The following is a 23,020-nucleotide window of genomic DNA, read 5'->3' on the forward strand; positions in this document are numbered from 1 at the left end:
GTTAGTAAGAGCATACCACTTACCCGTGGCGAGAAAAGAAAATCCCCCGCTTCGCAGCATCACGAAAAGCGGGGGATCCCACCAGGACATGCTCTCCGTCAGGAGGCCATCACGGTTTAACGATACACCGGCAACCGCGCGCAGACGGCTTCGACCTTGGCCTTGACGTCGGCTTCGGCCTGGCTGGTATCGCCCTGCTGCATGGCATCGAGAATGTCGCAGATCCAGCCGGCGAGGTCGGCGCACTCACTCTCGCCGAAGCCACGCGTCGTGACTGCCGGTGTGCCGATGCGCAGCCCGGAGGTAACAAACGGACTCTGCGGGTCGCCCGGCACGGCGTTCTTGTTGACGGTGATATGCGCACGCCCCAACGCGGCATCGGCGTCCTTGCCGGTCAGGCCCTGCTTGACCAGCGAGAGCAGGAAGAGATGATCCTCGGTGCCGCCGGAGACGACGTCATAGCCGCGCTCGATGAACACGCCGGCCATGGCCTTGGCATTGATCACTACCTGCTGCTGGTAGGCCTTGAAGTCGGACTCCATGGCTTCCTTGAAGCAGATCGCCTTGGCGGCGATGACGTGCATCAGCGGGCCGCCCTGCCCACCGGGGAAGACGGCGGACTGGAATTTCTTCTCGATCTCGGCGTCGTTTTCGGCGGAGATAATCAAACCACCGCGCGGGCCACGCAGGGTCTTGTGCGTGGTGGTGGTGACCACGTGCGCATGCGGTAGCGGGCTCGGATAGACGCCGGCGGCGACCAGCCCGGCAATGTGCGCCATGTCGACCAGCAGATAGGCGCCCACCTCATCGGCGATTTCACGGAACCTGGCCCAGTCGATGATCTGCGAATAGGCGGAAAAGCCGGCAATGATCATCTTCGGCTGGTGCTCGCGCGCCAGGCTGGTGACCTGGTCGTAATCGATCAGGCCGTTGTCGTCGAGGCCGTACTGTACGGCGTTGTAGTGCTTACCGGAGAAGTTCGGCTTGGCACCGTGGGTCAGGTGGCCACCTGCATCGAGGCTCATGCCCAGCACGGTGTCGCCAGGCTTGATCAGCGCCTGAAAAACCGCACCGTTGGCTTGGGAGCCGGAATGCGGCTGAACGTTAGCGTAGGTCGCGCCGAATAGTTCCTTGGCGTAGTCGATGGCCATCTGCTCGACGACATCGACGTACTCACAGCCACCGTAATAACGCTTGCCGGGATAGCCTTCCGCGTACTTATTGGTCAGCTGCGTACCCTGCGCCTGAATGACGCGTGGACTAGCATAGTTCTCGGAGGCGATCAGCTCGATGTGCGCTTCCTGACGGCCCACCTCCTGCTGCATGGCGTCCCACAGAGCATCATCGAAACCGGCAATCTGCATATCACGGGTGAACATCGGCGAGAGTCCTCGAATCACGGAAGGTCTGCGCGGCGGCAAGCCGCGTTGGGTCAACTAGGGCGCCATGATAGCGCAGCCCGCAACGCCTTTCATATGAAACGGGATCATGGGTCGCTACAGGATTTCTCATGGTCGCTTTAGAGGCACTCAAGCACGCGCGATGACCAAAACCGCACGTGGCGATGAGTGAACTCATCTTCTTCGCCTCGCCTTGGAACGCTACAGTGGCACTGCTCGGCAGCAGTTCGTCGTCGAGTGGAAGGAAGCATGGGGCATGGATGCCCGCTTACCGACAATGCCCTGCAAGTTTGGCCCTTCCCGCCGAACGATCAAACGATCCTCGGCGGGACTTCTTGCATTCAGGCACTCTTAATCGTGAATGCATTCGCTCCTCCCCAGCTCTGGACACCGGTACTCCGCAGGCATAGGCTTTGACATATGCTGCCTGACACAGGAGCCAGCCCATGAATACCGAACGCCATGTACGCCTTTTTCGCAACGGCCGCAATCAGGCTATACGCATTCCTCGAGAGTTCGAGCTAAGCGGTGACGACGCCCTCATTCGCCGCGAGGGCGATACACTCATCATCGAACCCATCAGAAAACCCGGTCTTCTGGAGACGTTGCGACAGCTCAGTTCCTTGGATGAAACGCTAGATGAAAGCGACGAAGGGTTACTGCCACTCGACGATATCAAGCTATGAAAACGACCGGCTATCTATTGGACACCAATATCGTCTCGGCACTCGTGCGTGATCCACAAGGCCAAGTGGCACGACGAATAGCCGACGTGGGAGAGCACGCCATCGCCACCAGTTCGATCGTCGCTGCCGAACTTCGCTTTGGCGCCCATAAACGCGGCTCCAAACGCCTGACGCATCAGGTGAAAACCCTGCTTGATGCGCTGACAATTCTACCTTTCGAGTCGCCTGCCGATCGCTATTATGCACAGATACGCTGTCATCTGGAGCGGGTCGGGACGCCAATAGGTCCTAACGACCTGCTGATCGCCGCCCAAGCACTATCGGAACAGCGCATCCTGGTCACCGCTAATCTCGGCGAATTTAGACGTGTCGAGGGGTTGAGCGTCGAGAATTGGCTTTGAATACTGCCCCCCACTAATACTCAAAATAATATTAGCTTTCGGCTCAAAACTTCAGGTTTCCCCCAACAACCGCAGACTTTCCATGGGCGCCTGACGACGTACCTGACGGGTCAGCAGATGGCCGATGCCCCCAATGAGCAGTCCGCCCCCCACGGGCATCACGACCCATAGCGGCCAATGTAGGCGCGGCGGTAGGTCGAACCATACCAGGTAGACGCCCAGCGCCGCCGCTTCCGCCAGCAATGCGCCCAACAGGCCGCTGGCAATGCCCAGTAGTGCGAATTCAGCACCTTGAATCTGTGCGACCATGCGGTCACTGGCGCCGAATACACGCAGCAGGGCGCTTTCGTGCGCGCGCATCGGGCGGCTCGCGGTAAGCGCGGCATAAAGCACGCTGAGCCCCGCCAGCAACACGAATACCAGCACCAGTTCGATGGCACGCGTCACTTGCCCCAGCAATTCGCGGACTTGTTCGAGAATGGCATCGACATTGAGCAACGAGACACCGGGATAGCGCGAGACCAGTTTGCCGATGGTCGCCTGACGGTCACCCTCCAGATGAAACGAGGTGATATAGCTATGGCTGAAGCGCTCGAGCGTCCCCGGTGGGAAAATCACGAAGAAATTGGGCCGGAAGCTTTCCCAGTCGAGACTGCGCAAACTGGTGACGCGCCCTGAAACGCGCTCACTACCGATGTCGAACCGCAGCACCTCACCAAGCGTCACGCCCAGGCGCTCGGCCAGGTCCTGCTCCATGGAGATCGGCACAGGGCGGCCTTCTTCGACAGGCGCGTCCGCATCGAACCAGTCACCGGCGACGATGCGATTGCCCTCGGGCATTGTCTCGCGCCAGGTCAGATTAAGTTCTCGGCGCAGCTTATCCGGCGTTTCTTGACCCGCCGATACCGTTGCATCTGCAGGCTTGCCATTGATGGAGACCAGCCGTCCGCGCACGATGGGATACAGGTCGCTGCGCGTGTCACTGGCATCCTCGACGATCTGTCGAAAACCTTCACGCTCGGCGGGCTGGATATTGATGGCGAAGTAGTTGGGCGTATCTTCAGGCAACTGCGATTCCCAGGCGGTCACCAGATCGCCGCGTATAAGCGCGATAATCGCCATGGCCGCGAACGTGACCGAAAAGGCCAGCAACTGCCCCAAGCTGGCATGTCGGCGGCGGGCCAATTGCCGTGCGCCGAGACGCCAAGCGTGCCGCGTACCGTGGCGGTGATCGCCGGCGACGCCTCGCACCAGTCGCAGCAGACCCGAGAGTAGCCCGTGACCCAATAACCACAAGGCTGCCAGCGCCAGTTCGCCGCCGATCAAAAGCCCCAGCGAGAGCGTGAAATCGCCCGAATACAACCACAGCAAAGCGCCGAAAACGCCACTGGCGATGACGACCACGGCCCAGCCGGCCATGGGCACGGGATCGAGTTCGCGTCGCAGCACCTTGAGAGCGCTCACCCTCTTGAGTCGTAACAAGGTAGGGCCGGCGAAGCCGATGAGCACCGCCAGCGCGGTCAGTACTCCCATCAATAACGGCAACGGCCCCGGCGGCGGCAGTTCGAGCGGTAGAAAATTCGTCAGAATCACCAGCAAGCCAGCCTGTCCCAGCAGGCCCAATAGCGCGCCCACCACCGCCGCCGCCAATGCCAGCCAGGCGAGCTGCAGGGCAAACAATGTCACCAGTTGTCGCTGAGAGGCGCCGAAACAGCGCAACAACGCCGCCGTATCCAAATGACGATCGACATAGCGGCGCGTGGCCATGGCCACTGCCACCCCCGCCAGCAATACCGCGGCCAGCCCCGAGAGGCTCAAGTAGCGTTGGGCGCGATCCAGCGCACCGCCGAGCCGAGGCCGATCCTCGCGCACGTCGCGCACCTCGACACCATTGTCGCGCAGTCTTTCCAGACGCGACTGCACGCGCGCCACGGCGTCGGGCGGCCCCTGGGCCAGCAGTTCGTATTCGAGCCGCGAGCCGGGCTGCACCAGGTCGGTCGCCGCCAGGTCATCGCGGTGCATCATCACGCGTGGATTGAAGGCCGAGAACCCCGCGCTCTGATCCGGCTCGCGCTCGATCAGGCCGCTCACGGTGAGCGTGCTGTCGCCTATCGCGAGCGCGTCACCGATATCGAGTTCCATCAACCGCGCCAGACGCGGCGCCACCCACACGCTGCCGGGCGCGGGGCCATGAGCCAGCATCTCGAGGCCTTCGCCACGCTCGACGCGCACCTGCCCATACAACGGATAAGCGGCGTCAACGACCTTGAGACTGGCCGGTTGAAAGGCATCGTCGCGACTGACCATCGAAATCAGGTCGACCTGTTGCGAAAGCGTCAGTCCGGCATCGCGAAGCGTCTGACGAAGTTCCTCGGAGAAAGGGTCGCCCTGCTCGAGCACCAAATCGCCGCCCATCAGCTGCCCGGCCTGTCGAGTCAGCCCCCGGTCAAGACGATCCAGGAAGAAACCGATCATCGTCGAGGCTGCCACTGCCAGCGCCAGCGCCACGAACAGCGCCCGCACATCGGCGGCACGCAGATCACGCCACAACCCCTTGAGCGATAGCGAGAGCGCCTTCACGAGGCCACCTCGTCGTGACTCATGGTCTGCAGGCGCCCTTCGTCAAGGCGCAGGCAACGCCCGCAGCGGCGTGCCAGAGCATGATCGTGTGTGACCAATATCAAGGTCGTGCCCATTTCCTGATTGAGCTCGAACAGCAAGTCGATGATATGCGCCCCCGTGGCGCGATCGAGATTGCCGGTGGGCTCGTCGGCGAAGACCAGCCGAGGATGGCTGACGAAGGCACGCGCCACCGCCACGCGTTGCTGCTCACCGCCGGAAAGCTGCTTGGGTAGATGGCCAAGCCGCTCACCGAGCCCCACGCGCGTCAACCAGGTGCGTGCTCGCTGCTCGTCATCGCCCGAAGGTGCAAGTTCCTGAGGCAGCAGGACGTTTTCCAGCGCCGTCAGAGTCGGCAGGAGTTGAAAGTTCTGAAACACGAACCCGACTTGCCCGGCCCGCAGACGCGCCCGACCGTCTTCATCCAGGGCATTCAACGATTCACCGAACAACTGAATATCGCCTTCACTGGGCGTATCCAGCCCCGCCAGTAAGCCCAGCAGAGTCGACTTGCCCGATCCGGAACTCCCCAAGATGGCCACACTCTCACCGCCATGGACGTGCAATGCCAAGTCGTCGAGAATTGTCAGTACTCGCTCACCGCTGCGCACGCGCTGCGCGACGTTACTGGCGTGTAAAATGGGAGTTTTAGCTTCACTCAAGGAGTCGTCGGACATGTGTGATAATTCCTCTTCCTGGATACGCAAAGGCATGCGCGTCTTGATGGCCGCCGTGTTGTGCTTCGCTGCGGGACATGCCGTGAATGCCCGCGCCGATACGCTGCTGGTAGTCGGCGATAGCCTGAGCGCGGCCCACGGTATCGAGCGCGACGCCGGCTGGGTCAACTTGCTTCGACAACGCCTGGACAGTCAACACCAAGTGATCAACGCCAGCATCAGCGGCGACACCACCTCGAGCGGCGCAGCGCGCCTGCCAGAACTGCTCGAGCGTCACGCACCAGACGTCGTGCTGCTCGAACTGGGCGGTAATGACGGCCTGCGCGGACTTTCACCGCAGCAGATGAAACTCAATTTGCGTGACATGATCGAAAAAAGCCAGGCAGCCGACGCACGCGTACTGCTGCTGGGCATCGAAATACCGCCCAATTACGGCGCCTCTTACACCGATGCCTTTCGCGGCGTTTTCCGGCAGCTCAGTGAAGAATACGCCCTTCCCCTGGTGCCCTTCATTCTCGATGGTATCGCCCTGCAAGATACCATGATGCAGGATGACGGCATTCATCCCACCGCCGAGGCGCAGCCCACTATCCTCGACAATGTGTGGCCCGAGCTGAAAGTCCTGCTATCCGACGATGCCGATAAGCCGAAATCGTCACGTTGTTTGCAGACCATCGCTACCGATGCCGGTGCCGGTGCCTTCTGTGAGTGCGCGTTTCCCGGTACGTGATAACGCTCAGCCAAAGCGACGCCCACCTGGTTGATTTTTACGCATATCATCGATGACTCTTTCACTTATGCTTACCGTACAAGGCTAATCATCGACAAGGAGGTCCCGATGAGTGACATGGACACCGCGCTGGTGGCCGCCTACCGGTTGAACGGTCAAGGTGGCGGTGAAGTATTGAGCATGAGCGATTTGCAGGCCGCCTGGGCCTGCGATGAGGCCCCTGTGTGGATGCATCTCGACTTTCGCCACGACGATATTGCAAGCTATCTCAACGATGTGGCCGAGCTCGACGGGACCGTGGTCGAGGCATTGCTCAAGGAAGACACGCGTCCGCGCGTGGCCAAGTTCGGGCGCGGTGTCGTCACCACGCTGCGCGGCGTCAACCATAACCCTGGCGCCGCCATGGACGACATGATCTCGCTGCGCGTGTGGATGACACCCAAGCGCATGATTACACTGCGTCGCCGGCCGTTGAAGGCCGCCAACGATGTCCGTGAACGCCTGGATGCCAGCGAAGGCGCGCTGTCTATGCCCGATCTTCTAGCTTGGCTTGTCGAGGCGCTGGTGGATCAGGTCGGCGACTATTCCCACCAACTCGATAACGCCCTCGGCGAGCTCGAGGAATTGCAACTCGCCAAGGGTGATGTCGACGCCGATGACCTCACCCGGCTGCGTCGCCCTTTCATCACCCTGCGGCGTTTCATGGGACCGCAACGCGACTGTCTTGCACAGCTTGCACAAAGCCCTCAGTGGATCGATGAGGCGACTCAGGTGTCATTACGCGAAAATGCCAACCAGCTCTCGCGCTACGTCGAGGATTTCAGCGCCATGCAAGAGCGCGCACTGATCCTCCAGGAGCAGATCTGGAGCGAGCACAACGAGCAACTCAACCAGCGCATGTACATGCTGGCCATCATCACCACCGTCTTCCTGCCCTTGAGCTTCTTGACCGGACTACTGGGCATCAACGTGGGCGGCATACCAGGGGCCGACAGTCCTTACGGTTTCGTCGTCTTCATCATGATCACCCTGGTGATGGGGCTCGGCGTGATGTGGCTACTCAAGCGCAAGCATTGGTGGTAACGATTTATCGATCGGTATGTCCCAAATCTCGCTCGGGATCGAGCCGATCGCGCACCTGCTGCTTGAGCCATTTGATATCGGGGAAGCCGCCGTCGCGCTTGCGCTCCCAGATCACGTCGTCGTCATCGTAGACGATTTCGAAATGGCCACCGTGGCTGGGCGCCAGTGCAACTTGCTCGATATCTTCACCGAAGGTCTGCAGCAACTCCTGCGCATACCACCCGGCCCGTAACAACCAGTGACATTGCGTGCAATAATGGATGCAAATGCGGGACATGGCGAGCGCGCCTCCATCGATGTATAGAGTGGCCATGATGCGGTGACCGCGCCCCTCGAACAAGTCAGTCAGCAGGCTTTTAACGTAAGGACAAAACGCATGAGTGATCGCGCCTTTTCCCTGACGCGGCTCTACGAGCGCTTGACCGGCGACGAAGACAGCCGGCTATGCCAAGACATTCCCGACGCCGCCTGCCATGAGCAGCCCGGCAACTTCCTGCGTCATTTACTGGCTTCGCTGGGCAACAAGCTCGCCGATGAGCTCTCCAGCGCCCGCCTGGTATTGCCGTGGCTGCTGGGCGCCCTCGGTGCACCAGTGTGGATGGTGGGCTTCCTGGTCCCGATCCGCGAGGCCGGCGCCCTGCTGCCGCAAGTATTCGTCGCCGGCTACATTCGCCTCAAGGCGATTCGCAAGGGCGTATGGGTCACCGGCGGCATCGTGCAGGCGCTCGCGGCGCTAGCGATGGCCATCATGGCATTGTTCGGCCAGGGCGCCTGGGGAGGTGCCATCGTTCTCGCCGCCTTGGTGGTACTGTCGCTTGGCCGTGGACTCTCGTCGATTGCCACCAAGGACGTGCTGGGCAAGACGATTTCCAAGCAACGCCGTGGCACTCTCATGGGATGGAGCGGTAGCGTCGCGGGCGCCATTACACTAGCCGTAGGCGCCGTGCTGATGCTTTTCGGCGACCGCCCGGGACAGATTGCGCTATCGATCCTGTTGCTCATCGCCGTGCTCGGCTGGGCGCTTAATGCGCTCTGCGCATCGCGCATCAAGGAAGAGCCCGGCGCCACCGAGGGCGGCCAGAATGTCTGGAGCAGCCTCGGCGAAGGTCTGCGCCTGCTGAGTACCGATCGCCACTTCCTGCACTTCAACATAGCGCGGGCACTGCTGCTTTCCAGTGCGCTGGCGCTACCCTATATCGCCCTGCTGGGACAGCAACAAAGTGGCTCCAACCTCGGCGGACTGGGCATCATGATCCTAGTCTCGGGCCTGGCGAGCATGCTGGCCAGCCCTATATGGGGCAAGCTTGCGGACCGCTCCAGCCGCAAGGTGATGCGCGACAGCGCCACGATTGCCACGTTGTGCTGCGCGGTGGCGGCATTGATCGCCTGGCTGCCCGGCGCGTGGAGCGACAGCGTATGGTCATACGCGCTGGTTTACGCGCTGCTCGTCATTGCCCATGCCGGCGTGCGCCTGGGCCGCAAGACGTACGTGGTCGACATGGCGGGCAGCGACAAGCGTGCCCTGTATGTCGCGCTCTCCAATACCTTCACCGGGATTCTCATGTTGCTGGTGGGTGGTTTACTGGGCACCATCGCGCACTTTATCGGCAGCGCTGGGTTATTACTGGTCCTGGCACTGTGCGCCCTTGGTGCAGCAGCCTCTAGCCAGCGTCTGCCGGAGGTCGAGATATAGTACGTCGCGTTGAAATCCACCCCCGGCATGGCCATGATGAGTGCATGACAGTCCTAAGGAACGCAGAGACGATGAAACGACCTCCCATGATCAGCCCGGCGCTACTGGAGCGTATTGTCAACGCGTCAGACGATGGCATCGTGGTGGCCGAACAGGAAGGCGACGAAACCATCCTGATCTATGCCAACCAAGGCTTCGAACGGCTCACTGGCTATAGTGCCGACGAGATCCTCTACCGCGACTGCCGATTCCTCCAGAACGGCGACCGCGATCAGCCCCAGTTGGATAACATTCGTCAGGCGCTCCACCAAGGACAAGCCTGCCAGGAGATCCTGCGCAACTATCGAAAGGACGGCTCGATGTTCTGGAACGAACTTTCGATCACGCCTGTCTTTGATGATGAAGACCAGCTAACCTACTTCGTCGGCGTGCAGAAGGATGTTACCCAGCGTGTCGAAGCGATGCAGGAACTCGAGCGTCTGCGCGCCGAGCGCGGGCAGACCTGAGCGATAGTATTCTGAGAACAAAAGTATTCTGAGCGAAGGTTTCAAGCGACGGGGCGCGCGACGAGTAGACGCTAGTTCATCGCGCTAGCCTTTACGCGACGCCCCCTCTATCATCGTGACTCGTGATCCATTTCCCAACCAAACCGGAATTCCATGGCGCAATACGTCTATACCATGAATCGGGTGGGCAAGATCGTCCCGCCCAAGCATGAAGTCCTCAAGGATATTTCGCTTTCCTTCTTCCCTGGCGCGAAGATCGGCGTGCTCGGCCTCAACGGCGCGGGCAAATCCACGCTACTACGGATCATGGCCGGTGTGGACAAGGAATTTAACGGCGAAGCACGTCCCATGCCGGGCATCAACATCGGCTATCTACCGCAGGAGCCCGAGCTCGACGACGAGAAGAACGTCCGCGAGACGGTCGAGGAAGCCTTGAGCGAAATCAAGGACGCCCAGGAACAACTCGAGGCGGTATATGTCGCCTATGCCGAGCCGGATGCCGATTTCGACGCCCTGGCCGCCGAGCAAGCACGTCTCGAAGACCTGATCGAGGCTGCCGACGCGCACAATATCGAGCGCAAGCTGGAAGTCGCCGCCGAGGCTCTGCGCCTGCCACCCTGGGATGCCAAGGTCGGCAACCTCTCCGGGGGCGAGCGCCGCCGCGTGGCATTGTGTCGTCTGCTGCTTTCGAGCCCCGACATGCTCTTGCTCGACGAACCGACCAACCACCTCGACGCCGAATCGGTGGCCTGGCTGGAGCGCTATCTGCATGACTATAGCGGGACCGTGGTGGCGATCACCCACGACCGCTACTTCCTCGACAACGTCGCCGGCTGGATTCTGGAGCTGGACCGTGGGCAAGGCATTCCCTTCGAGGGCAACTACTCGCAGTGGCTGGAATCGAAGGAAAAGCGCCTCGAGCAGGAAGCCAAGCAGGAGGCCTCCAAGAACAAGGCGATCAAGCAGGAGCTCGAGTGGGTACGCAGCAACGCCAAGGGGCGTCAGGCCAAGAACAAGGCACGTCTAAACCGCTTCGAGGAAATGCAATCGGGCGACTTCCAGAAGCGCAACGAGACCAACGAAATCTACATTCCGCCCGGGCCACGCCTCGGCGACAAGGTCATCGAGTTCCACGACGTGGCCAAGCGCTTCGACGATAAACTGCTGTTCGAGAACCTCTCGTTCCAACTACCCAAGGGCGCTATCGTCGGCATCGTCGGTGGCAACGGCGCCGGCAAGTCCACGCTTTTCAAGCTGATCGCCGGCATGGAACAGCCCGACAGCGGCGAGGTCGTCACCGGCGAGACTGTGGATGTCGCCTACGTGGAGCAGTTGCGCGATCATCTCGAGGACAAGCAAACCGTCTGGGAAGCGGTATCCGGCGGTCAGGACATGATCAGCATCAATGGCTACGAGATGTCGTCACGTGCCTACGTGGGACGCTTCAACTTCAAGGGCAACGATCAGCAAAAACGCCTATCGGAGCTCTCGGGGGGCGAGCGCGGTCGCTTGCAACTGGCACAGACCCTCAAGCAAGGCGCCAACGTCCTGCTGCTCGACGAACCGTCCAACGATCTCGACATCGAGACACTGCGCGCACTTGAAGAAGCGCTGCTCGCCTTTCCCGGCTGCGCGTTGGTCATCTCGCACGACCGCTGGTTCCTCGACCGTATCGCTACGCACATCCTCGCCTACGAAGGGGATTCCAACGTGGAGTTCTTCGAAGGCAACTACAGCGAGTACGAGGAAGACTATCGCCAGCGCGTGGGTAGCGACACGCCCAAGCGCATGAAGTACAAGCGTATCGATGCCTGACCGGCTCCGCCGGAGATTTAAGAACGCCCGCTGCGCAGGCTGAAGGTTGAAGCTGTAAGAAGACCCCACAACCGCCAGGTTAGTGGGGTCTTTTTATGCCCCCGCTCTTCCAGGCGCGAAGCGGACGTTCTTCCCGGCTTTTATCGACGCTTAGCCTCAATAAAAGCCGGACTCACCCTTCGGACGCGTCTTGAAGCGCCGATGCAACCATAGATACTGTTCGGGATGACGGCGAATGGCGGCTTCGATAAGGCTATTGATGTGGGTCGCGTCGACAACGTCATCGCCGGACGGGAACCCCTCCAACGCTGGCAGGTATTCCAGCGTATAGGTTTCATCGTCAGGGTTGCGGTGAAAGATCAACGGCATCACTGGCGCTCCCGTCATGCGGGCAATCTTGGCGGTCAACTTGAGCGTGGCGGCCTCAACCCCGAAGAAAGGCGCAAAGACGCTGGCATCACGTCCGAAATCCTGATCCGGCGAATACCACACGGCATGCCCTTCCTTGATACGACGCACTACACCGCGCAGGTCGTGGCGGTCGATGGCACGTCCGAAGATACGACGTCGTGCACGCGTCATGAAGCGCTCGAACAATGGATTATCGTGCGCCCGGTAGACAACATCGGCAGGAAAGAAGAGCGAATGCAGCGCACCGCCGAGATCGAGGGTCGAGAAGTGCACACCGATGATCAGTGCCCCTTTTCCCCGCGCCAAGGCCTGCGTCATGTGCTCTTCGCCCTTGAAGGTAACGCGATGGCGAAAACCTTCAGGGTCGCGGCACCATCCAGTGGCCGTCTCGAGAATGCCCTTGCCGTTGGCGATGAAGGTCTCACGCACCAGCCGAGACCGCTCCTCCTCGCTCAATTCGGGAAAACATAACGCCAGATTGGTCTCGGTAATGCGTCGGCGACTGCGCGCGAAGCGCCAGGCACACACACCGATGATGCGCCCTGCCGCCATCTTGAGGCGCCAGGGCAGCCAGGCACCAAGACGCATCAGTCCGATGGCCAGCCAGGTAAGCCAATAACGGGGATGGGCGAAATTGTCAGGAAATACGTGCTTGGCCATATCTCTCTCGGGGCATCGAAACGCCGCTCATTGTAGCGGATTTTTACACTGTGTCGGCCACCCGATAGCGACGCGGCACACGGGGCAGAAGGCCTGTCATCAGCGTATAACTGATGGTATCGCAGTGACGCGCCACCTCATCGATAGCCAATCCTTCGCCCCATAGCACGACCTGGCTACCGATGTTCGCCTCGGGCACCTCGGTAATATCGACCGTCAGCATGTCCATGGAGACCTTGCCGGCCAATGGCGCGCGCCGTCCCTCGACGAGAACCGGCGTACCATCGCGTGCGTGGCGATCGTAGCCATCACCGTAACCACAGGCGACTATACCAATGCGCGATGGGCGAGGCGCCCGCCAGCGTCCGCCGTAGCCGACCGTTTCCCCCGTCGCTAGCTCACGCACCGCGATGATCTCAGAGCGCAAGGTCATCACCGGTTGGAGGGCGCCACTGGCATCGTTGGCGCCTTCCAACGGGTCGCTGCCGTAAAGCATGACACCCGGGCGATTCCAGTCACCATGCGCTTGTGGCCATGCCAGCGTAGCCGGCGAATTGGCGAGGCACACCGGTGACCCGAGCCGCTCACGCAGGGCTTCGACACACGCCAGCTGTCGATGGAAATACGCTGGCTCAAGCGCATCGGCGGTGGCAAAGTGCGTCATTAGATGCAGATCGGTCACCTGGTCCGGTGCCGCTTTCAGACGCTGCCAACGCGCCTCGAACTCCTCGGGCGCAAATCCTAGGCGATGCATGCCAGAATCCAGCTTGAGCCAGGTCGTAATTGGCGCCCGAGGCCGATATGCCAGCAAGGCATCGAGCTGCCAATCGCTGTGCGCAACAATCCATAACCGATGTGCGTCGATGAGCGGCAACTCTTCGGCGTTGAAGAAACCCTCCAGCAACATGATTGGCTGCGTGATACCCGCATCGCGCAACGCAACCGCTTCCTCTAGACTCGCGACAGCGAACGCGGGGGCCATATCGGCCAAGGCGTTGGCGCACTCTACCGCGCCATGGCCGTAGCCCCCCGCCTTGAGGACCGCCATGGCGCGGCTTTGCGGCGCTTGATCGCAAGCAAGGCGATAATTGTGGCGCAAGGCGCCCAGGTCGATATCGGCGATCAGCGGCCGGGACATGGCAAACGTTCCTTCTGACAAGGCAATAACGAGCACCCTATTCTACCTTGCCCACAGGAGTAGTGCGCGGTACGACGAAAAACGCCGCACCCAGAGATGCGGCGTGACGAACAGGATTTGTCGAGCCTCGCGTCAGGGCGTGGTCGACTGCTCCATCGTGGGTCGTTCGCCGATGTCTTCCATCTGACTCATACCGCCGTCTTCGGGCAGGTGTAGTGTCACGGTCTGGGTTTCCCGCAGCCACTGGTTGAGATCGCGAATCACGTCCTGATCGAGCACTCCCGCCTGCTGGCGCAGTTCCACCATGTCGGTCACGTAAGTATAACGCGCATCGGCATAATCGGAGATCGCCTGATACAACGCCTGCTCGGCGTCGAGCACATCGACGATATTGCGGGTCCCCACCTCGTAACCGGAACGCGTCGCTTCCAGTGCGCTGCGATTGGAAACGATCGCCTGTTGTTGGGCCTCAACGCTTTCGACATCGTTCATGACCTGCGTGAATAGCGAGCGCACCTGCTGCGTAGTGTCGCGACGCTGAGCCTCGAAATCATACTGCGTCGCTTCCAGCGTGTAGGTCTGCTGACGCACCTGGGCGCTGGTCGTCCCGCCACGGTAGATTGGTAATTTAGCTGTCAGCCCCACTTCAGTTTGCCCGTTGTGGCCGTCCAGATAATCCTGGTCGCTATCCGAATAATTGTAGTTGGCGAAGGCCGAGAGCGTCGGCTTGTGGCCGGCTTCCGCCTGCTCGACTTCCGCTCGGGAGACATCCACCGCCGCCTGAGCCGCCTGTACTTCGGGATTATTGGCGATCGCCATCTGAATCCAGTTCTCACGCCCCGCCGGCTCGGGAGACTCGATGGGAATATCGTCCGACAAGGCGTCGATGCTGTCGTAACGCTTGCCGGTCAGGCGTTCCAGCGCCTCGAAACTAACCTGCAGATCGTTTTCGGCGGAAATGCGCTGAGAGCGGGCTAGATCGTAAGATGCCTGTGCCTCGTTGACGTCGGTGGTTGCCACCAGTCCGACATCGAATTGCTCCTGCGCCTGGTCGAGCTGACGCTTGATGGCTTTCTCTTGGGAGATACTCGCCTCGAGCACGTCATGGGCACGCAGGATCTCGAAATACGCCGAGGCGACATCGTAGAGCAATTGCTGGCGATCGGCTTGTAGCAAGAGCGCTTGCTGGCCAGTCTCGCGCTTGGCGATTTCAAGCTCAGCCCAGCTCGTGGCGTCATACAGCGCCTGAGTCAATTCGAGGCCGGCGCTGGTCGAGTTATAGCTGCTTTCAGGCTCCGCTCCAGGACTTGTTCCAGCGCCTCCCGTTCCGGCGCCTCCTGCAGCACTCGAGGAGCTCTGACTCTCCAACGTGTTGTTGTGCGTAACCTGCGCGGTCGCATCGATTTGCGGCAACAAGCTGCCACGCGCCACGTCACGCCCGGCCTCGACACTCTGGAAGGACGACCGCGAGGCACCCAGAGTGGAATTGTTCTGCAGGGCATCCTGAGTAATGGTCCACAAATCGGCGGCATGCGCCTGAGAGGTGACAGCGGCGGCGATCAGCACCGGCAATAAACGCAGCCGAAATTTCGGCGATGACGGCTCTCGAGAGGACATCGGCTTGGGTTCCTTTCTTTTGACGCACGTTCTTTTGACGAACGTGCTTTGACTGACTTGCTTTTCACTGATTTTCTCAGGGGCGGGCTGATTACGGGCTCGACGACCGGCAGCGTCACCGCCAACAGGTGGCATCGTGGTTACATACAATGCCGCATGTATTGCCTCAGATCAATGTATCAGGCAAATAAGCAAGCACCAAGGATAGCGTGGAAAGCGCGTCATTGCCGTGACGAATAAGTGGCATGACAAGCCATGCGGCCCATCATGCCTGTCGCGTCATTCAAAAATAGAGTCAAGCGACAACCCTTGCTTTTCCAGTACCCGGCGCAATTTTTTCAACGCCTCAACCTGAATCTGGCGCACCCGTTCACGCGTCAGACCGACTTCCGCCCCAACATTCTCGAGGGTCGCGGCTTCATGCCCGCGCAAACCGAAGCGACGCACGACGACTTCCATCTGTTTGTCGGTCAACTCCGCCAGCCAGTCATCGACGTGCTGCTTGACGTCGTTGCCGACCAGCAGCGACTCGGGACCGGCTTCGTTTTCATCGGCCAGCGTATCGATCAAAGGCTTATCGCTCTCGCCGCCCATCGGGTAGTCGACCGACGACACACGCTCGTTGAGCCCGAGCATCTTCTTGACGGTGCCCACCGGCTTGTCCAGAAAGTCGGCAATTTCTTCGGCTGTGGCTTCATGGTCGAGTCGCTGTGTCAGCTCACGCGCGGCCCGCAGGTAAATGTTGAGTTCCTTGACCACATGAATGGGCAAGCGAATCGTGCGTGTCTGATTCATCAGCGCCCGCTCGATGGTCTGACGAATCCACCAGGTCGCATAGGTCGAGAAGCGAAAGCCCCTCTCGGGGTCGAACTTTTCCACGGCACGAATCAGACCCAGGTTACCTTCCTCGATTAGGTCGAGTAGAGACAATCCCCGGTTGAGATAACGTCTGGCGATCTTGACGACCAGACGCAGATTCGACTCGATCATGCGCTGGCGCCCAGCGGGATCGCCCTGCTGGGCCAGGCGCCCGTAGTGGACTTCTTCTTCGGGGGTCAAAAGCGGCGAAAAGCCGATCTCGTTGAGGTAAATCTGTGTTGCGTCGAGGCTTTGATGGTGACTTCTTTCGTCACGATTCAGCGCTTTCTCGAACGCATCGTCATCCTTGTCGCTAGCGACCTCTCCGGCATCGACCTCCACTTCGTTGTCGACATCGTCGAGATCCACACCCTGAATATCCCGCTCCAGCATGCTCATATCCAATACCCCACTTTACTGCTACCGATTTGATAACCACGGCCGGAGCGTACGAGCCACCGACCATGGCGGACCACCTGTTTCTTGTTGTCGCATGTTCAGGGTCTGAGTCCTGCCGTGCTCAATGCGGCGGCAGGTACTCCATTGGGTCTTGAGGCTGGCCGTCCTGGCGCACCTCGAAATGCAGCTTGACACGGTCGGCATCGGTATCGCCCATGGTGGCAATGACTTCTCCTGCCTCGACGACATCGTTTTCCTCCACGCGCAACGTATCATTATGCGCGTAAGCACTCAGGAAATGGTCGTTATGCTTGAGAATGATGAGGTTGCCATATCCGCGGACACCACTACCGGCATATACCACGATACCCGGACCCGCTGCCTTGACAGGTTGCCCCTTTTCACCGGCGATATCAATGCCGGCCGTCACGGTGGAATTGTCGTCGAAACCGTTGACGACATCGCCCTCTGTAGGCCACTGCCAAGCCACATTTTCGACCGGCTGGTACTCGCGTTGCGAGCGGTCGGTCGTGGCGTCGCTTTCACCAGCAACGCTCGTGCCAGCCTCGCGGGTGGGTTCGGATGATTCGTCGCCCGTCGCCTGGTCGTCCGTACTCGCACTATCGGCTTGCGTCTCCTGCTGCTCATCGCTGGCGGCTGACGCGCCCGAGGCGTCGCTCTCGTTTTCGTCATCGCGCGCAGACTCGTCGGCCGCATCGTCCGTATCGTAGACCGGCCCCGGCGCACCGCTTTTGCTGGCCTCGGAGGCGGCCCCTATGGCCTGCGCGTCGATGGAGGCGGCTGCCAGGTCGCGACCTTGCGACGACGTGCTATCCGCCGGCGCCAGCCAGTCATCGTCCTGAGCGCCCCCGGTCGTATCGGCATCACTGCCCAGCGGCGTTGCGGTCGCGCCACTTGTCTCGTCGGACGCTTCACTTGACGCCGCCCGGGCGGCGCCATCGGGGGTCAGGCGTAACGTTTGTCCAGGCTCGAGGCGATAGGGCGGCGTAATATCATTGAGTTGCGCCAAGTTACGGAAATCGAGGTTGTTCTGCCAGGCAATGCCATACAAGGTGTCACCCGACTTGACGGTATAAGAACTCGGCGGGTCGCTATTACGACTGACCGAGAGATCCTGCACTTGGGGCGCGCCGCTGGAGCTTGCGCATCCCGCCAATCCCAACGCCACGAGTCCCAGCGCGGGCAGTAGTCGACGAGCGTCAGACATGGGTTCGGTCCTCTTTAAACGGGGAAGGACTGCGTTCGCCGATGACCATGACCAGCACCAGGCCGGCGATCATCAAAGCGACCGCCGTCAGCAACTGGGCCGGCTCACCGGTGATCACGCTGTAGTCCGAAGGTATGAGATAGCGATATTCGAGCGGCACGATCTTGTCGCCACTTGCCAGGCGATAGCTGACCAATTGGCGCCATGGCCAGAGTTGCGGCAACGAGCCGAGAATGAAGCCGACCAAGGTCAGGAGCGTTCCCAGTCGGTAGTGATGAAAAAGCCACGACAGGACCCGCGAGAACACCATCAAGCCGATGACACAGCCCGCGCCGAAGGTCGCGATCAAGGCCAGGTCGGCACTCTTGACGCCCTCCATGACTGTCCCATAAAGCCCCATCACCAATAGCAGGAAGCTCCCCGAGACGCCCGGCAGGAGCATCGCACTGATGGCGATGGCGCCACCCACCAACAATACCCACTGACTGGCCTCGGTGGGCGCCGGCAACAGGCTGGGCAGCCACAAGGCCACACAGACGCCCAGAATCAACGGAAAGATGTGCTGCCACTGCCAGTGACCGACCTGTCGGCCTACGACAATGGCCGAGGCCAGTACCAGGCCGAAGAAAAATGCATTGAGCAGTAGCTGATGATGATCGAGCAGCCAGGTCACGAGATGCGCGACACTCACCAGGCTCGCCACGATCCCCAGCATCAGAGGCAGCAGAAACGCCAGATTGAGATGCCCAGCGAGCCCCGCCAGACCACCGCGACGCCACGCCCCAAAGGCACGTGGGCCGAATTGCTTGATCGAGTGGATCAACTCCTCGTAGATGCCCGTGATGAAGGCAATGGTGCCGCCGGACACTCCGGGTACCGCGTCCGCGGCGCCCATCCCGGCGCCCTTGCAGAAAAGCGTCAGGTAACGCTTCATTTTATGACCCCTTCCAGTAGCGGTACGAATCTGACCTGCTCGAGCCGCGTACGTTCGAAGGTGGCGCCGCGACGCCGCACGCGTGTCAGCCATTGGCGGCCCGCCTCATCTTCCAGCGGTGCGATCAATTCCCCCCCATCATCCAACTGAGACAATAGCTCCGGAGGTAGCTCGCTGGCGCAGGCAGTAAGCAGAATGACATCGAAAGGGGCCGCCTGAGGCCATCCATGTCCGCCGTCTTCATGTCGCAGGCCCACGTTATCAACGCCCAGCATGGACAGGCGTGAAGTCGCACTGCGATGCAGCGCACCGATGCGCTCGATGCTCCATACCGACTCCACCAGACGCGCCAGAATCAACGTCTGGTAGCCCGAGCCGGTCCCGACTTCCAACACGCGTCGCGGCTGCGCGGCCAGCACCAACTCGGTCATGCGCGCCACGATCCATGGTTGCGAGAGCGTCTGCCCCTGCCCCAGCGGCAAGGCGGTATCTTCATAGGCGCGGTGCGCCAGCGCCTCGTCGAGGAAGACGTGACGCGGCTCACGAGCCATGGTATCGAGCACTCGTGCGTCACGGATGCCGTTTGCTTGCAGCCGCCGTATCAAGCGATTGCGAGTACGCTGTGAGGTCATACCGATGCCACCGAGTCGGTGTGTTGTATCGTGTGAGTCAGGAATTCGACAATGCATCCAGCCAGTTCCGTACGTCGTCCAACGCTGTGTGGCGTGTGAGATCGGTCTGAAGGGGCGTGATCGACACGTATCCCGCTTCGATGGCCGCGAAATCGGTGTCCGCTCCATCATCGGCGTTATCGCCGACGGCGGCAATCCAATAACGCTCGCGGCCACGCGGATCTTTCACCTTCATCGGCTGGGCCGCAGGGCCACGATATCCCATCCGCGTCACGCGTACTCCCTGAATATCTTCCCAAGGCACGTCCGGCACATTGACGTTGAGCAGACTCCGCGGGGGCAACGACAGTGACTCCGCCGCCCCCATCAAGGTCGACGCGACGCGGCCGGCCGTCTCGAAATAGCGCTCGCCGCAAAGCGATACGGCAATCGCCGCCATGCCTAAATTGCGTCCTTCCATGGCGGCGGCCACGGTGCCCGAATACAGCACGTCATCGCCCAGATTGCCGCCATGATTGATACCCGAGATCACCAGGTCAGGTTTCTCGTCCCAGACCCCGTTGACGCCCAGATACACGCAATCGGCCGGCGTGCCGTCGACTGAATAGAAGCCGTTATCGAGGGCCGTCAACGCCAGGGGGCGCGTCAGCGTCAGCGAATTGCTGGCGCCGCTCTTGTCACGGTCCGGAGCCACCACACGCAGGCGCCCATGTGCCGAGAGCGCATCATGAAGCGCCCGCAGCCCCGGCGCATGGACGCCATCATCGTTGGATAACAGTAACTTGCGCATATCTATCCTCTTGCTTGTCTGATAGCCGATATCCCTTCACAGCAACGGGTGATGCAGCAATTCTCGCAATACAGAGGTCGCGAAGGCCCCACGCGGCAAGCCAAAGCCAAGCGTCACCCGGTTGGGGGCTTCATGTGCCAGCGATGGTGCGTCAAGCGGCACGCATAGCGGACGCCGATCCATGCGTACGCCGGCGGCTTCCAGTCCCTGCATGAGTGCTTCATGCCGCGCCACGAGGCGCGTTTCTTCTTCAGCCACCTCTGCGCCACTCTCCAGACGCCCGCGCCCCCACATCGGGCCGGTGGGCGTGACATCGCCGCGCGCCGCGCGTTCGTGCAAGGCGACGTCAATCTCGTCGGCCGCAAAACGGCTGGCCGTTCCCGCCAGCGCCAGCACATCCCCCGGACGTGGCGTCCGCCAGGTCTGCGCGCGCAGGCGCGTAGCCAGCACCTCATTGAACAGGAAGCTACGCGCCGCCGAAAGCTGCATCCCATGCGGGTCGTCACGCTTGCGCCAACCGCGTACAAAGGCCTTCTGAGCAAGTATCAAATTGCGCCCTTCGCGACCGAAGCGTTGCGGACCGAAGTAATTGGGCACGCCATCCGCGCAAAGGGTTCGCCAACGACGCGCCAAGTCGGGATGTGCGGCAATCTCGCCGCTCAGACGAAGCGTAAAATGGTTGGCACGATGCACGCCGCGCTTGAGCTTGCGTGGATGACGTCGCGCATCGTGCACCACCATGCCCATGTCACTGAGCTGGGTAGCGAATGCGTCAGGGGCATCACGCCCGGGGAGATGCACTGAGAGCCATTGCCGGGTAACCGCGACGCGGTCCTTGAGGCCGCTATAGCCCACGTCACGCGGACGCACGCCACACACTCGCGCCACATGCTTGGCGGCTTCCGGCGTCGTCAGACCGCGCTTCTCGATCCACAGCCAGAGGTGTTCACCCTGCCCTTCGGGCACGAAGTCGAACACTTCTTCGACGATGAAATCATCAGGTGTCATGCGAAAATCGCCCGGGGCCAGCGGTCCACCGTGAGCATACGGCCATTCAGGTGGCCAAAGCGACATATCGCTCATGTTGCGTCCGCGCATATCAGCAGCACCACCGCCTCGGCGGCGATACCTTCCTTGCGCCCGGTAAAACCGAGCCGCTCGCTGGTGGTCGCCTTGACGTTGACGGCGTCTTCCGCCGCACCGAGCGTCTCGGCAATACGCGTGCGCATCAGCGCGATATGATCGCCCAGACGCGGCGCCTGGGCGATCACAGTCGTATCCAGGTTGACGATCCGATAGCCCGCGGCAGCGACTTGGTCATATACCCGACGCAGCAATTCGCGACTGTCGGCACCTTCCCAGGTCGCGTCGGTATCGGGAAAATGATGGCCGATATCGCCCAAGCCGCAGGCCCCGAGCAGCGCATCGCACAGCGCGTGCAACAGGACGTCGCCGTCCGAATGGGCGATGAAACCGTGCGTATGCGCGATGCGCACGCCGCCGATCATCAGGTGATCGCCATCGCCGAAGCGGTGCACATCAAAACCGTGACCAATACGTAGCGTCATGAACATGTCTCGTCGGAAAGCGGGGCATCGCACGCGATTTCGCTGAGAAGCCGCGTGGCGAGGGAAAGATCCTCGGGATGTGTAATCTTGAGATTATCCCGACGGCCGGGCACCAAGCGCGGCGCCAGACCCAGCGCCTCGAGTGCCGAAGCCTCGTCGGTGAGCGCCACGCGCGTGTCGCGAGCATGCGCGAATGCCCGGCACAGTACGCGATAGGAAGCGCCTTGCGGGGTCATGGCATGCCATAATCCCTCGCGCGACACGGTATGCACGACATGGCCGTCGGCATCGGCGCGCTTCATGGTGTCCGCCACAGGCGCCGCCAGCAGCCCGCCATCGGGTGAGGTTTCAAGCTCCGAGAGCAGGCGACGCAAGTCATAGAGCGCGACGCAAGGACGCGCGACGTCGTGGACCAACACCAGGTCGTCATCCGCCGCGATACCCTCGAGCGAGGCCAGCGCGTTCGCCACCGAATCAGCACGTTCATGGCCACCGGAAACGCGCTGCCAGTCGGCAAAGGGAACCCACGCAGGCGAGAAGCGCGCGTCGTCGGCATCGAGGCACAGGCGCAGCGCCGCGTCCGGAAAGGCGGCGTGCAAACGCGCCAAGGTATGCGCCAGTACCGGCCGGCCTGCGATGTCGAGATACTGCTTGGGCAAGGCGACGCCCATGCGGCGGCCTTGCCCTGCCGCCGGCACGATCAACCACAATCGACTCACGGCGCAGCCTCCTCGGGCATCGCCGCCGCCTTTTCGGGGTCACCGCGTACCGTCGTGGCACTTTGTTCGACGATGGAGCGCTCGGCGGTTACGCCGGGCACCCAGAAAAACTGCTCGTCACGGCGTACCATGCCCAAATCGCTACGTGCCCGTTCCTCGATGGCATCGAGCCCTTTCTTGAGATCGATCACCTCCGCCGCCAGGCGATCGTTGCGCGCCTGCAGCCGGTCGTTTTTTTCTTCGAGCACATCGGCACGGTGACGAATATGGTTGAGTTCACGCACTCCCCCTTCACCGAACCACAGGTGATACTGCAGTAGACCGATCAGTACCACCAGCGCTATGCATATCCACTTCAACATCGTTGGTTCCGTTTTGGACCGACAGCTGCCCAGCATTATGCCATCATCAAGGCACCTGCGCAGTCCACGCGGCGAGCCGTCGCCGTACGATCGC

The 23,020-nt window shown here is 61.1% G+C and carries 23 protein-coding genes; 7 read left to right on the forward strand and 16 right to left on the reverse strand.

All coding sequences use genetic code 11. The features are described from left to right. Nucleotides 1-116: 116 nt before the first annotated feature. A complete protein-coding gene (glyA, locus tag OP496_RS08630) occupies nt 117-1,379 on the reverse strand; it encodes a serine hydroxymethyltransferase (protein ID WP_280563182.1) in 1,263 nt (420 codons plus the stop codon). A gap of 467 nt (nt 1,380-1,846) precedes the next feature. Between glyA and OP496_RS08635 the strand changes: the two genes are divergently transcribed. Together OP496_RS08635 and OP496_RS08640 are read left to right on the forward strand one after the other, a co-directional pair. Further along, a complete protein-coding gene (locus OP496_RS08635; RefSeq protein ID WP_280563183.1) occupies nt 1,847-2,086 on the forward strand; it encodes an AbrB/MazE/SpoVT family DNA-binding domain-containing protein in 240 nt (79 codons plus the stop codon). Continuing rightward, nucleotides 2,083-2,487, forward strand: coding sequence for a type II toxin-antitoxin system VapC family toxin (locus OP496_RS08640; RefSeq protein WP_280563184.1), 405 nt, complete (start codon nt 2,083-2,085; stop codon nt 2,485-2,487). The genes OP496_RS08635 and OP496_RS08640 overlap by 4 nt, the downstream gene beginning before the upstream one ends. A 51-nt stretch (nt 2,488-2,538) precedes the next feature. Here OP496_RS08640 and OP496_RS08645 read toward each other — a convergent pair whose 3' ends face one another. Together OP496_RS08645 and OP496_RS08650 are read right to left on the reverse strand one after the other, a co-directional pair. Then, nucleotides 2,539-5,067: an FtsX-like permease family protein gene (locus tag OP496_RS08645; RefSeq protein ID WP_280563185.1), complete on the reverse strand. Its 2,529-nt coding sequence runs from the start codon at nt 5,065-5,067 to the stop codon at nt 2,539-2,541. After that, a complete protein-coding gene (locus OP496_RS08650; RefSeq protein WP_280563186.1) occupies nt 5,064-5,783 on the reverse strand; it encodes an ABC transporter ATP-binding protein in 720 nt (239 codons plus the stop codon). The genes OP496_RS08645 and OP496_RS08650 overlap by 4 nt, the downstream gene beginning before the upstream one ends. A gap of 46 nt (nt 5,784-5,829) precedes the next feature. Here OP496_RS08650 and OP496_RS08655 point away from each other — a divergent pair, with 46 nt between their 5' ends. Beyond that, the gene (locus tag OP496_RS08655) at nt 5,830-6,513 is read left to right on the forward strand and encodes an arylesterase (RefSeq protein WP_280563376.1); all 684 of its coding nucleotides are present in this window, start codon (nt 5,830-5,832) and stop codon (nt 6,511-6,513) included. Between the two features lie 108 nt (nt 6,514-6,621). Further along, a complete protein-coding gene (locus OP496_RS08660; protein WP_280563187.1) occupies nt 6,622-7,596 on the forward strand; it encodes a zinc transporter ZntB in 975 nt (324 codons plus the stop codon). 4 nt (nt 7,597-7,600) lie between these two features. On the opposite strand, the gene OP496_RS08665 is transcribed toward OP496_RS08660, so the two are convergent. Beyond that, nucleotides 7,601-7,873, reverse strand: coding sequence for a SelT/SelW/SelH family protein (locus OP496_RS08665; protein ID WP_280563189.1), 273 nt, complete (start codon nt 7,871-7,873; stop codon nt 7,601-7,603). Nucleotides 7,874-7,972: 99 nt separating this feature from the next. Here OP496_RS08665 and OP496_RS08670 point away from each other — a divergent pair, with 99 nt between their 5' ends. From OP496_RS08670 to ettA, 3 genes are all read left to right on the forward strand, one after another. Next, on the forward strand, nt 7,973-9,289 hold the full coding sequence (locus OP496_RS08670) for an MFS transporter (protein WP_280563190.1): 1,317 nt from the start codon (nt 7,973-7,975) through the stop codon (nt 9,287-9,289). 71 nt (nt 9,290-9,360) lie between these two features. After that, nucleotides 9,361-9,795, forward strand: coding sequence for a PAS domain-containing protein (locus OP496_RS08675; protein ID WP_280563191.1), 435 nt, complete (start codon nt 9,361-9,363; stop codon nt 9,793-9,795). Nucleotides 9,796-9,948: 153 nt separating this feature from the next. Further along, the gene (ettA, locus tag OP496_RS08680; protein WP_280563192.1) at nt 9,949-11,610 is read left to right on the forward strand and encodes an energy-dependent translational throttle protein EttA; all 1,662 of its coding nucleotides are present in this window, start codon (nt 9,949-9,951) and stop codon (nt 11,608-11,610) included. Between the two features lie 156 nt (nt 11,611-11,766). On the opposite strand, the gene lpxL is transcribed toward ettA, so the two are convergent. The 12 genes from lpxL to ftsB all read right to left on the reverse strand — a co-directional run bounded on the left by lpxL (nt 11,767) and on the right by ftsB (nt 22,926). Beyond that, complete coding sequence (lpxL, locus tag OP496_RS08685) at nt 11,767-12,681, reverse strand: LpxL/LpxP family Kdo(2)-lipid IV(A) lauroyl/palmitoleoyl acyltransferase (protein ID WP_280563193.1); 915 nt, start codon at nt 12,679-12,681, stop codon at nt 11,767-11,769. A gap of 43 nt (nt 12,682-12,724) precedes the next feature. Further along, complete coding sequence (gene alr, locus OP496_RS08690) at nt 12,725-13,819, reverse strand: alanine racemase (protein ID WP_280563194.1); 1,095 nt, start codon at nt 13,817-13,819, stop codon at nt 12,725-12,727. Nucleotides 13,820-13,951: 132 nt separating this feature from the next. Next, nucleotides 13,952-15,436, reverse strand: a complete 1,485-nt coding sequence (locus OP496_RS08695) for a TolC family outer membrane protein (protein WP_280563195.1) — start codon at nt 15,434-15,436, stop codon at nt 13,952-13,954. Nucleotides 15,437-15,715: 279 nt separating this feature from the next. Then, nucleotides 15,716-16,693 (reverse strand): RNA polymerase sigma factor RpoS, encoded by a 978-nt coding sequence (rpoS, locus tag OP496_RS08700; protein ID WP_280563196.1) that lies wholly within the window; start codon nt 16,691-16,693, stop codon nt 15,716-15,718. A 121-nt stretch (nt 16,694-16,814) separates the two neighbouring features. Continuing rightward, nucleotides 16,815-17,921, reverse strand: a complete 1,107-nt coding sequence (locus OP496_RS08705) for a peptidoglycan DD-metalloendopeptidase family protein (RefSeq protein ID WP_280563197.1) — start codon at nt 17,919-17,921, stop codon at nt 16,815-16,817. Then, nucleotides 17,914-18,855: a DUF368 domain-containing protein gene (locus OP496_RS08710; RefSeq protein WP_280563199.1), complete on the reverse strand. Its 942-nt coding sequence runs from the start codon at nt 18,853-18,855 to the stop codon at nt 17,914-17,916. Before OP496_RS08710 ends, OP496_RS08705 begins: the two co-directional genes overlap by 8 nt. Further along, complete coding sequence (locus OP496_RS08715; protein WP_280563200.1) at nt 18,852-19,544, reverse strand: protein-L-isoaspartate(D-aspartate) O-methyltransferase; 693 nt, start codon at nt 19,542-19,544, stop codon at nt 18,852-18,854. Before OP496_RS08715 ends, OP496_RS08710 begins: the two co-directional genes overlap by 4 nt. Beyond that, entirely contained in the window at nt 19,525-20,277 is a 753-nt protein-coding gene (gene surE / locus OP496_RS08720; protein ID WP_280563201.1) for a 5'/3'-nucleotidase SurE, read from the reverse strand. Before surE ends, OP496_RS08715 begins: the two co-directional genes overlap by 20 nt. A 36-nt stretch (nt 20,278-20,313) precedes the next feature. Further along, the gene (locus OP496_RS08725) at nt 20,314-21,375 is read right to left on the reverse strand and encodes a tRNA pseudouridine(13) synthase TruD (protein ID WP_348522003.1); all 1,062 of its coding nucleotides are present in this window, start codon (nt 21,373-21,375) and stop codon (nt 20,314-20,316) included. Then, a complete protein-coding gene (gene ispF, locus OP496_RS08730) occupies nt 21,357-21,845 on the reverse strand; it encodes a 2-C-methyl-D-erythritol 2,4-cyclodiphosphate synthase (RefSeq protein WP_280563203.1) in 489 nt (162 codons plus the stop codon). The genes OP496_RS08725 and ispF overlap by 19 nt, the downstream gene beginning before the upstream one ends. Then, nucleotides 21,842-22,564 carry a 2-C-methyl-D-erythritol 4-phosphate cytidylyltransferase gene (gene ispD / locus OP496_RS08735; RefSeq protein ID WP_280563205.1) on the reverse strand — a complete coding sequence of 241 codons (723 nt, stop codon included), beginning with the start codon at nt 22,562-22,564 and terminating at the stop codon, nt 21,842-21,844. Before ispD ends, ispF begins: the two co-directional genes overlap by 4 nt. Continuing rightward, on the reverse strand, nt 22,561-22,926 hold the full coding sequence (gene ftsB / locus OP496_RS08740; RefSeq protein WP_280563206.1) for a cell division protein FtsB: 366 nt from the start codon (nt 22,924-22,926) through the stop codon (nt 22,561-22,563). The genes ispD and ftsB overlap by 4 nt, the downstream gene beginning before the upstream one ends. Nucleotides 22,927-23,020 lie beyond the last annotated feature (94 nt).

The sequence above is a fragment of the Chromohalobacter sp. 48-RD10 genome (assembly GCF_029889785.1).
Classification (GTDB): domain Bacteria; phylum Pseudomonadota; class Gammaproteobacteria; order Pseudomonadales; family Halomonadaceae; genus Chromohalobacter.